Source organism: Aquirufa sp. 5-AUSEE-100C1 (genome assembly GCF_054558655.1).
The window spans coordinates 622,657-632,775 of the sequence record NZ_JBPXKO010000003.1 but is presented as its reverse complement, the minus strand read 5'-3'; the positions used below and the strand labels follow the sequence as shown (position 1 = coordinate 632,775).

Sequence of the window (10,119 nt, the reverse complement as noted above, 5' to 3'; positions counted from 1 at the left end):
TCTTTCAACTTCATCACCAATTAAACAATCCGAAAACCATCTAATCTGCCCGAAGTCAATGTGCTAGAATCGTTTTCCTAGCGATTGGGAGTGCAAAGATGTAGGAATAATTTATAAATACCAACTCTCCCCACAAAAAAAATTAACCCAAATCCATAATTCATTGAAAATCAAGGGGGACTCACGCGAAAAAAAATTATAAATTTTGGACCCAACCACACTTATCGCAAAATAATCCTACCTTTGTGCCCAGCATGGACCCGAATTTTAGCGTCCAAAATTTGAAAAGTATGAAAGACTATCACATCATTTACGAAGACAATCACCTCCTTATCGTTAATAAAAGGGCAGGTATCCTCGTGCAAGGCGACAGCACAGGCGACGTAACATTGACCGATGTCTTGAAAGACTACATCAAAGAAAAATACCAAAAACCCGGCGCAGTATTCTTACATCCCGTTCACCGGCTCGATCGCCCCGTGAGCGGACTCGTAATATTTGCCCGCACGTCCAAAGCCCTCGAGCGCATGATGGAAATGTTCCGCAAACGCGACATCCAAAAAACCTATTGGGCCGTAACCCGGAAAAAGCCTTACCCTGAAAAAGGAAAATTGACCCATTGGCTTTTAAAAAACGAGGCAAAGAACACCACCACCGCCTACGACTATCCCGAAGGCAAAGCACTTAAAGCTGAACTGAACTACAAAGTATTAGGAAAAATTAACCTGCACTACCTCGTTGAAGTAGAGCCCATCACCGGCAGACCACATCAAATTCGTGTGCAATTAGCTTCGTTGGGATGCCCCATCCGCGGCGACATTAAATACGGTTACGACAAAGCCAATCCAGACGCGAGCATCAATCTACACGCCCGCCGCTTGTACTTCATCCATCCTATCAAGAAAACTCCGATCATCTGCAAAGCTGCCGTTCCCGAAAATCCATTCTGGGAAGAATTCTTAGAACTAGATCCCGAGGATTTCAAAATGAAAAACCTCGACTACCTATACGAATAAAAAAAGGAGCTTAAATAAGCTCCTCCAAGGTTGTCTTTTCTAAAACCGATAGGTTGGCATCCCGCCATTTGGCTAATACCGTTCGCAATTGGCATGTCTCCTCATCTGCACAATCATCGCATTTACCATAAAAATGCAAGGATACACAAAGTGCCGGCGCAATGGGCCCATCTACAATGCGAATAATTTTGGCAAAAGTTACCTCACACGGTGGAACACGCAAATAATATCCGCCTCCCTTGCCCTTCTGGCTCTGCAAAACCCCATGGTTCCGCAATTCCAATAAGATGGCCTCTAGAAATTTCTTTGGAATATGCTCCGACTCCGCTATGTGCGAAATCAATAAGGGCCCCTTCTCATACGCCTGAGCTAAAACCTTCAATGCCTTTAAAGCGTATTTTGCCTTCTTAGAAATCATAGTTTGGTTGATTGTTAATCAAAACTACTAATTTTTTACAAATACTCCACTAAACCAATCGATTAACTACTTGTTACCTACAAAAAAAGGCTGCCCATTGCTGGACAGCCTTTTGAAAAAATTCAATCGAATTAGAAACGGAAGTGCGAGAACGCTTTGTTCGCCTCCGCCATTCTGTGCGTATCATCTTTCTTCTTCACAGCTGCTCCCTCACCTTTCGATGCTGCAATGATTTCATTCGCTAAACGATCCATCATTGTTTTGTCACCACGCTTACGTGCATAACCAATTAACCACTTCATTCCCAATGAAACTTTACGTTCAGCGCGTACTTCTGTTGGTACCTGGAAGTTTGCACCACCCACACGACGGCTCTTAACCTCGACAGATGGCATCACATTGTTTAATGCTTTTTTCCAAGTCTCTAAACCGTTCTCTTTCGTACGCTCCTCAACCTTATCCAACGCATCATAAAAAATGGTGAATGCCGTTGACTTCTTTCCGTCGTACATCAAGTTGTTTACAAACTTAGTTACTAATACATCCTTAAATTTAGGATCTGGTAATACGTAGCGCTTTTTTGGTTTCGCCTTTCTCATGTTGTTAGTTTTTTAATTTCGACCCAACCTTCTGCCTTAACGAAGCATACTGGATCTTTCTGTTAATAATTATTTCTTCTTACCTGTTGGAGCTGCTTGTCCTGGTTTTGGACGCTTCGCACCATATTTTGAACGAGACTGTAAACGACCAGTTACACCGGCAGTATCCAATGCTCCACGAATGATGTGATAACGAACACCTGGTAAGTCCTTCACACGACCACCACGGATCAATACGATCGAGTGCTCTTGCAAGTTGTGACCCTCACCTGGAATGTAGGCATTCACCTCTTTTTGGTTTGTCAAACGTACACGCGCTACTTTACGCATCGCTGAGTTTGGTTTCTTTGGAGTCGTCGTGTATACACGAGTACAAACTCCTCTTCTTTGTGGACAAGAATCCAAAGCAGGTGACTTAGATTTCCAAGTCATTTGCTCACGTCCCTTGCGCACTAATTGCTGAATAGTTGGCATTTTAGCGTAATTACCTGTTTAATTATAAATTCATTTAATCCCTTGTTAAGCGCAGTAAACTCAATTGAATAGAGTTATCCCACACCAATGGGGGTGCAAATTTAACAATAAGAAAGAGAAAACAAAACGGTTTGCCCGAAAATTATTTCAAGAAGCCTTCAATCCCAATCTCCAATCCCCGCAATTCCGCCAATCCACGCAAACGACCAATCGCCGTATAACCTGGATTCGTTTTCTTGCCTTCTTGTAAATCGTCCAACATCCGATGGCCGTGATCCGGACGGAACGGCAATCGATAATCTTTTCTACCCGCAGCGATTCGTTTACGTTGCTCCATCACCAAGCCCTTCATCACCCCAAACATATCCACATCCCCATCCAAGTGATCCGCCTCATGAAAATTTCCAAACTCATCCCGGCGCGTTGCACGCAAGTGGATAAAATTAAAACGATGACCCAAACGCTCCACCATCCCCACTAAATCATTGTCGGCCCGAACGCCATAACTCCCCGTGCAAAAACACAATCCATTTGCATTACTATCATAAGCATTCAGCAACTGAACTGCATCACTTTCCGTACTCACTACACGTGGCAAGCCCAAAATCGAATACGGAGGATCATCCGGATGAATCGATAAATTCACCCCTTCTTCCTCCGCGACCGGAGCGATCGCGCGAATAAATTCATATAAGTGTTCGCGCAATTCCTGCTCGCCCACATGCTGATAGGTATCTAAGGCCTCCTGAAAAGACTTCAACGTGAAACTCTCCTCCGAACCCGGTAGGCCCGCAATAATATTACGAATCAATTTCTCCTGCTGCGCTTGCGATGACCCCTTAAACCAAGCCTCTGCGCGCGCAATCTGTTCCTGCGTGTAATGTTGCTCCGCCCCCGGACGCTTCAATAAAAACAATTCAAATGCACAGAATTCAGCCGCATCAAAGCGCAAGCCCGTACTTCCATCCGGAAAACGATAATCCAAATCCGTACGCGTCCAATCCAATATCGGCATGAAATTATAGCATACCAAATCCAATCCCGCCTTCGCGACATTCCGGATAGACTGCTGATAGTTCGCAATGTACTTGACATAGTTCCCAGAACGCGTCTTAATATCTTCATGAATCGGAATACTTTCAATCACCGACCACGTCAAACCCGCCGCTTCGATCATGGCCTTGCGTTCCAAGATATCCGCCACTTCCCATACCTGACCATTGGGGATTTGGTGCAATGCACTCACAATACCTGTCGCGCCCGCTTGACGCACATCCGATAATTTTACGGGATCATTCGGCCCAAACCACCGCCATGTTTGCTCTAATGCCATAATTAATCTTTTTTCGATTTATTTCAACCGTGAGATTGGAAAAACTCCTCTGCTCTTAAAACTACTTTAGAAAGCCCAGAATTAATAAATCCTACTTGATAAATATTACCAATACCCTGATAAATAAAAAACCTTGCCTGTAAAACGGGCAAGGTTTTTGTAATCAAGCATTTATATACTTCCTTCAAAATCTGCTGGAAGAGGTGCAAAATTAGGGATTTTTTACAAAGAGAAAAACCCTATCCGTTTTGATGCGCCGGGCGCAATAAATCCGTTACCGTTTTCACTGGATTGAAGGTTTCCAAAGGAACCTCCACAAACAGCGTATTCCAATGCGCCATCGCTCCATTCCATAAACCGGGCAATTCCTGCGCCTTTAAGGACTTACCATCCTTCGTCTTTTCTGTGATAAATCCCGTCATCATATCGCGATACTCCCGCAAATCACATCCCCGCGTCGCACAAACCAAATCCACCGGATTAAAATGCGTCGCCGCTCCAAACAAGGCCTTTTGTTCCGAATTAGACATATCCACCTGCGCCGACTCCACCAATTGCAAGGTCAAATTCCCCACCGCATCCTGACACCAAAAAGGGCCTCCTCCCGGCTCACCCGTATTCTTCACCACCCCACAAACCCGAGTAGGACGTGCCAATATCCGCAACAACTCCGCCGCCTGCGCCTCCAAACTCAAATGCGCAAAATCAGCCGCCACCTCAAATCCCAAATAGGTCTTCAATTCCAAACATGCTTCCTCAATCAAACCCGCCGACAACTCTCCACGAAGGCGCATCTCCAAATACTCGATTCCCTCTAGCAACCACAATAGTAATCCCGCAAGCGCCTTCTTATACTCCACCGTGATCGGTTTCAAATGATCCGGCACCACATTGTCGATATTCTTAATAAAAATGATATCCGCAGATAAATCATTCAAGTTCTCCAGCAACGCCCCGTGCCCCGCCGGACGGAACAACAAGGATCCATCTGGCTCCCGGTAAAGCGTATTATCCATGTTTACCGCCACCGTATCCGTCGCGGGTTTTTGTTCCGAAAAAGTTACTTCAAATTTGATACCAAAATGAGCAGACCAAACGGGAACCAACTCATCCACCAATTTCTCAAATCGACCTCGATGTTCCGGAGAAACCGTAAAGTGCAATCGAGCTAATTGACCATCGGAAGCATAAGCCGCTGCCTCCACCAAATGTTCCTCCAACGGCGTCCGCGCGCCCGAAGGATACTGATGAAACTTCAATAAACCCTTTGGCAAAGACCCATATTCCATACCCGATGCTCCCAATAGCTGTTTCAACACCGTCACCTCATCAGCCCCTTCCGCCACATGTGACCTCAACTCCTCATAGAATGCAAACGAATCCAATTGATCAAAAAACAAATCCGTCTCCTTGTTTGGCGTACCCGATGAAATATATTCAAACAAGGATTTAAACATACGCGTCGCCGCACCCGAGGCCGGAACCATTTTCAATAAATTCAAGGACGACCGACGGGACTCAAAACGCTCCACATGAGACGCCAAATCCGCCTCCGAAAAACGAACAATCCCATCCCCCACCGTCGCAGATTTCTCCAAAGACATCCAAGGGAAGCCCTGCTTAAAATAATCGACTTGTTGGTGAACCTCCTCTGGACGGATACCCCGTGCAGATAATTGCAATAAATCAGATGCTGTCAACATAATGCGCGTTTTTTGAAAGAATCAAAAATACACGTTGACTTGAATTATCCCGCAATTCCCGGCGATTATTTTAAAATTATCAAGGCTGCATGAGCCGACTTTTTATCCTTCGGCCAAATTTTGGTAGATTTGAATGAACATGCAGGATATCCATCACATATTGCAACAACACTGGGGACACTCAAGCTTTCGTCCCTTGCAAGAGGAGATTATCCAAGCTGTCCTTCAAAAAAGAGATACCCTAGCACTACTCCCCACAGGTGGAGGAAAATCCATTTGCTTTCAAGTCCCGGCACTAGCCTTAGATGGCATTTGTATTGTGATTACTCCCTTGATCGCGCTGATGCAAGATCAGGTGGACCAACTCACCAAAAGAGGAATCCCAGCCATTGCCATCTATTCCGGCATGTCCAAAAAACAAATCGACATCGCGCTCGATAATTGCATCTACGGACAGGTGAAGTTTCTGTACCTCTCCCCCGAACGACTCAAAACCGACTTGGTCATTGAACGTGCCAAGCAAATGAATATCGCACTATTAGCCGTCGACGAAGCGCATTGCATTTCCCAGTGGGGCTATGATTTCCGACCGCCCTACCTCGAAATCCAACAATTCCGAGACATCCTGCCAGGCGTACCTTGCATCGCATTGACAGCCTCCGCGAACCAGGAAGTCAAAGCCGACATCATCGAAAAATTGGGGCTCAAAAATGCCCAAGTCTTTCAAAAAAGTTTTACGCGTGCCAACCTGTCATACTCCTGTCGCTGGGAAGAAAACAAAGATCCTCAACTCATTCAGATGATCAAGAAGGTCGGAGGAACATCCATCGTATACGCCAGAAATCGTCGGAAAACACAAGAAATCGCAAAGCTATTAGGAGAGAACGGTATTCGGGCCGATTTCTACCATGCCGGCTTAAGCACCGAACTGCGGACGCAAAAACAGCAAGATTGGATTAACAATAAAATGGATTGCATCGTGGCAACCAATGCCTTTGGGATGGGTATCGACAAACCTGATGTTCGCCTGGTCGTGCACATGGATTTACCCGATACCTTGGAGGCATATTACCAAGAAGCTGGTCGGGCCGGACGAGACGAAAAGAAAGCCTATGCGGTTGTTTTGGTGGAAGAACAGGACATTATTGACCTGCAGGCCAACTGGGAAAAGACCTTCCCCACGCCAGAAACACTTCGCAAAACCTATCAAGTGATAAGCAACTACTTGCAAATAGCTGAGGGAAGCGGGGAATTAACAACCTATGATTTCGACTGGACCGAAATGGCTAGACGTTTTCAATTACCTGCCTCAGAAACCTATTTCGCCATTAAGACATTGGAAAGCGAAGGCCTCCTGATTTTAAATGATGCCTTCCAAAATCCTTCCAAAATCCGCATTCAAGCCACAGCTGCCGAGGTATACGATTTCATGATTCGAAACGAAAAATTCGAAACTTTTATCAAATTCCTCCTAAGGCACTATGGCGGAAATCTTTACACGCAGTTTATCTCTATCTCCGAGGTCAATATTAGCCAGCTCATCAAGATGCCTTTGGCGGATGTCGAGCGCATCCTAAACCTGCTCGCGAAATTCGAAATTCTCGAATACGAGAAACAATCCGGGCTACCCAAGTTGACATTGCTTACTCCGCGGGCTAACACGGAAAATCTTCCCATCATCTGGAGCGAGTACCTCAAGAAAAAGGAACGAAGTCAAAGCAAAATTAAGGCCATCGAGACCTATGTTCGCGCGAAAAATACGTGTCGGAACCGCTTAATCACGGCTTATTTTGGGGAGTCCGACCAAGCAAATTGTGGCATTTGCGACCTTTGCATCCAACGAAAAAAAGAATCAAGTGGAAAGGCCTATCCAGAAGGAATGGAGAAAGAGCGACAATTGATTCTAAACTATTTGAAAAACGGGGCGATGAGCCTCCAGGATTTAACAGAATGCCTCCGCCCATTAACACAGGCAGAGGCATCTAAAATGATTCAATATTGTCTCGAAATGGGGGATATTGTTTATCAGTCGGCCGACGTACTCGCCTTAGCCTCTTCCTGAAAAACAAACTTTACCGGATTTTTGACCTGCTGATCCAACAAGGCAATGGCCAACACCTCCGTCGCATGTTCCACATAATGGAATTTCAAATCTGAAATATAATGTGCCTCAATCTCCTCCACATCCTTTTGATTTTTGTGGCACATAATTATCTCTTTAATACCCGCACGCTTAGCTGCTAAAATCTTCTCCTTAATTCCACCCACCGGCAAGACCTTACCACGCAAGGTTATCTCTCCTGTCATGGCTAAATTTGCCTTCACTTTTCGCTGGGTTAATGCCGACGCAATCGCTGTCAACATCGTAATCCCAGCCGAAGGGCCATCCTTAGGAACCGCACCCGCAGGTACGTGAATGTGAAGATTGTACTGATCAAAAATACGGTAGTCGATTTTATAATCATCCGAATGCGCCTTCAAGAAACTCAAAGCGGCCATCGCAGACTCCTTCATGACATCCCCCAATTGGCCCGATAAAGTCAATTGGCCTTTGCCGCGGTTCAGCAGAGTTTCAATAAATAAAATATCTCCACCCACGGGCGTCCAGGCCAAGCCTGTCACTACACCAGCATATTCATTACTTTCGTAAGCGTCCTTATCGAAAATCTCTTGGCCCAACATACGAACAACATCTGCCGGCTGAATCTTAGCAGGATACTCCTCACCGATGGCAATCGATTTGGTCATCTTACGAACTACTCGACCGATTTCTTGCTCCAATTTACGCACTCCCGATTCTCGGGTATAACCTTCCACCACCTTTTGAATGGCGGCATCGGTCATCGTAAAGGCAACTTTATCTAATCCATGCTCCAATTTCTGTTTTGGCAACAAATGCTTCTTTGCGATTTGAACCTTCTCTTCCATCGTATAGCCACTCACCTCAATAATCTCCATCCGGTCTCGCAAGGCAGGGTGAATGGTATCTAAGTTATTGGCAGTTGCAACGAACATGACACGGGATAAGTCGTATTCGACCTCCATGTAATTATCCAAGAAGCTATTGTTTTGCTCCGGATCCAATACTTCCAACAAAGCCGATGATGGATCTCCACGGTGATCAGCGCCTACCTTGTCGATTTCATCTAGGATAAATACAGGATTCGACGAACCGGCTTTTTTAATGTTTTGAATGACTTTCCCAGGCATCGCACCGATGTAGGTTTTGCGATGTCCGCGAATTTCCGCTTCATCTCGCAAACCACCCAAAGCCATACGGACGTATTTACGCCCCAAAGCTTTGGCGATCGAACGCCCCAAGGATGTTTTACCAACCCCTGGAGGGCCATAAAGACAGAGAATCGGAGCCTTCATGTCACCCTTCATCTTCAGAACGGCTAAGTATTCAATGATGCGCTCCTTCACTTTTTCCAATCCAAAGTGATCCGCATCCAAGACCTTCTTTGCCTTAATCAAATCGAAATTATCCTTCGAGTATTCACCCCAAGGCAAGTCGACCAATAATTCTACGTAATTCATCAGCATCGGATATTCCGGCGACATCGAATTCGTACGTTGCAATTTGCTCAATTCTTTTTGGAAGAAATCATTGACATCCTTCGACCAGTTTTTCTTCGCCGCACGTGCCCGCAACCCATCCAATTCCTGCTCTGGACTTTCTACCCCGAGCTCTTCTTGGAGAACTTTAATTTGTTGGCGGATGTAATAATCCCTTTGCTGCTGATCAATATCACTTGAAGCTTTACTCTGAATTTCACGCTTCAACTCCAAGAGCTGAATGTCCTTCATCATATGTTCCAACAACGATGTTGCCTGCTCCAAACCATTTAATTGCTCAAGCAATGCTTGCTTTTCAGGCAATTCCGCATTCACATTGGAAGACAAAAAGTGCACCAAATACGATGGTGACTCAATATTATCCAAGGCAATCTGAACCTCCCGGGGTATCTCCGGATTAAGACTTAAGATTTTTGAGGCATTTTCCTTTAAGGTAGAAATCAAGGCCTTATTCTCACGATTCAATTTCTTTGGAAAAGTATCCTCCAAATACCGTACACTAGCAATGAGATTCGGCTCCGTTTTGATGTATTCCTTTACCTCAAAACGCTTACGGCCCTGAACGATAATCGTTGTATTTCCTCCCGGAAGGACAAACATTTTCACAATGTGTCCAACCGTTCCAATCTTGTATAAATCTTCTGGTAAAGGCTCCTCTTTGGAGTGATTCGCTTGCGCTAATACACCAATCGTCCGATCGCCTTTGTACGCTTTTTTCACTAATCGCACGGATTTCTGCCGACTCACCGTGATCGGTATCACCATTCCTGGAAACAAAACAATATTCCGAATAGGTAAAATCGGCAACTCCTCTGACAAAACGCCCATTTTGTCATCACTACCCATCCCCTCTGATCCAATTGGGATCAATTCAATATTCTCGAAGTCGGACATGTCCGACAATCTCAAATGCTTAAAAAGGTCGTTTGAATTATTCATACACACAATTTATAAAATTCCCCTCGTAGTCTTATGCTAAAAGTATGGACCATTTATC

The 10,119-nt window shown here is 45.1% G+C and carries 8 protein-coding genes; 2 read left to right on the top strand and 6 right to left on the bottom strand.

All coding sequences use genetic code 11. The features are described from left to right. Positions 1-290 precede the first annotated feature (290 nt). Positions 291-1,016 carry an RluA family pseudouridine synthase gene (locus tag ACMH5P_RS09895; protein WP_459494202.1) on the top strand — a complete coding sequence of 242 codons (726 nt, stop codon included), beginning with the start codon at positions 291-293 and terminating at the stop codon, positions 1,014-1,016. Between the two features lie 10 nt (positions 1,017-1,026). Here ACMH5P_RS09895 and ACMH5P_RS09890 read toward each other — a convergent pair whose 3' ends face one another. The 5 genes from ACMH5P_RS09890 to ACMH5P_RS09870 all read right to left on the bottom strand — a co-directional run bounded on the left by ACMH5P_RS09890 (position 1,027) and on the right by ACMH5P_RS09870 (position 5,543). Next, positions 1,027-1,434 carry an RrF2 family transcriptional regulator gene (locus tag ACMH5P_RS09890; protein WP_459494201.1) on the bottom strand — a complete coding sequence of 136 codons (408 nt, stop codon included), beginning with the start codon at positions 1,432-1,434 and terminating at the stop codon, positions 1,027-1,029. Positions 1,435-1,565: 131 nt separating this feature from the next. Then, entirely contained in the window at positions 1,566-2,033 is a 468-nt protein-coding gene (rpsG, locus tag ACMH5P_RS09885) for a 30S ribosomal protein S7 (protein WP_130895318.1), read from the bottom strand. 69 nt (positions 2,034-2,102) lie between these two features. Further along, positions 2,103-2,507, bottom strand: a complete 405-nt coding sequence (gene rpsL, locus ACMH5P_RS09880; protein WP_377980517.1) for a 30S ribosomal protein S12 — start codon at positions 2,505-2,507, stop codon at positions 2,103-2,105. A 142-nt stretch (positions 2,508-2,649) separates the two neighbouring features. Then, entirely contained in the window at positions 2,650-3,840 is a 1,191-nt protein-coding gene (gene uxuA / locus ACMH5P_RS09875; protein WP_459494200.1) for a mannonate dehydratase, read from the bottom strand. 239 nt (positions 3,841-4,079) lie between these two features. Then, positions 4,080-5,543, bottom strand: coding sequence for a DUF4301 family protein (locus tag ACMH5P_RS09870; RefSeq protein WP_459494199.1), 1,464 nt, complete (start codon positions 5,541-5,543; stop codon positions 4,080-4,082). Positions 5,544-5,682: 139 nt separating this feature from the next. Here ACMH5P_RS09870 and ACMH5P_RS09865 point away from each other — a divergent pair, with 139 nt between their 5' ends. Then, positions 5,683-7,605, top strand: a complete 1,923-nt coding sequence (locus ACMH5P_RS09865; RefSeq protein WP_459494198.1) for a RecQ family ATP-dependent DNA helicase — start codon at positions 5,683-5,685, stop codon at positions 7,603-7,605. Here ACMH5P_RS09865 and lon read toward each other — a convergent pair. Further along, the gene (gene lon, locus ACMH5P_RS09860) at positions 7,569-10,061 is read right to left on the bottom strand and encodes an endopeptidase La (RefSeq protein ID WP_459494197.1); all 2,493 of its coding nucleotides are present in this window, start codon (positions 10,059-10,061) and stop codon (positions 7,569-7,571) included. The genes ACMH5P_RS09865 and lon overlap by 37 nt on opposite strands. Positions 10,062-10,119: the final 58 nt, after the last annotated feature.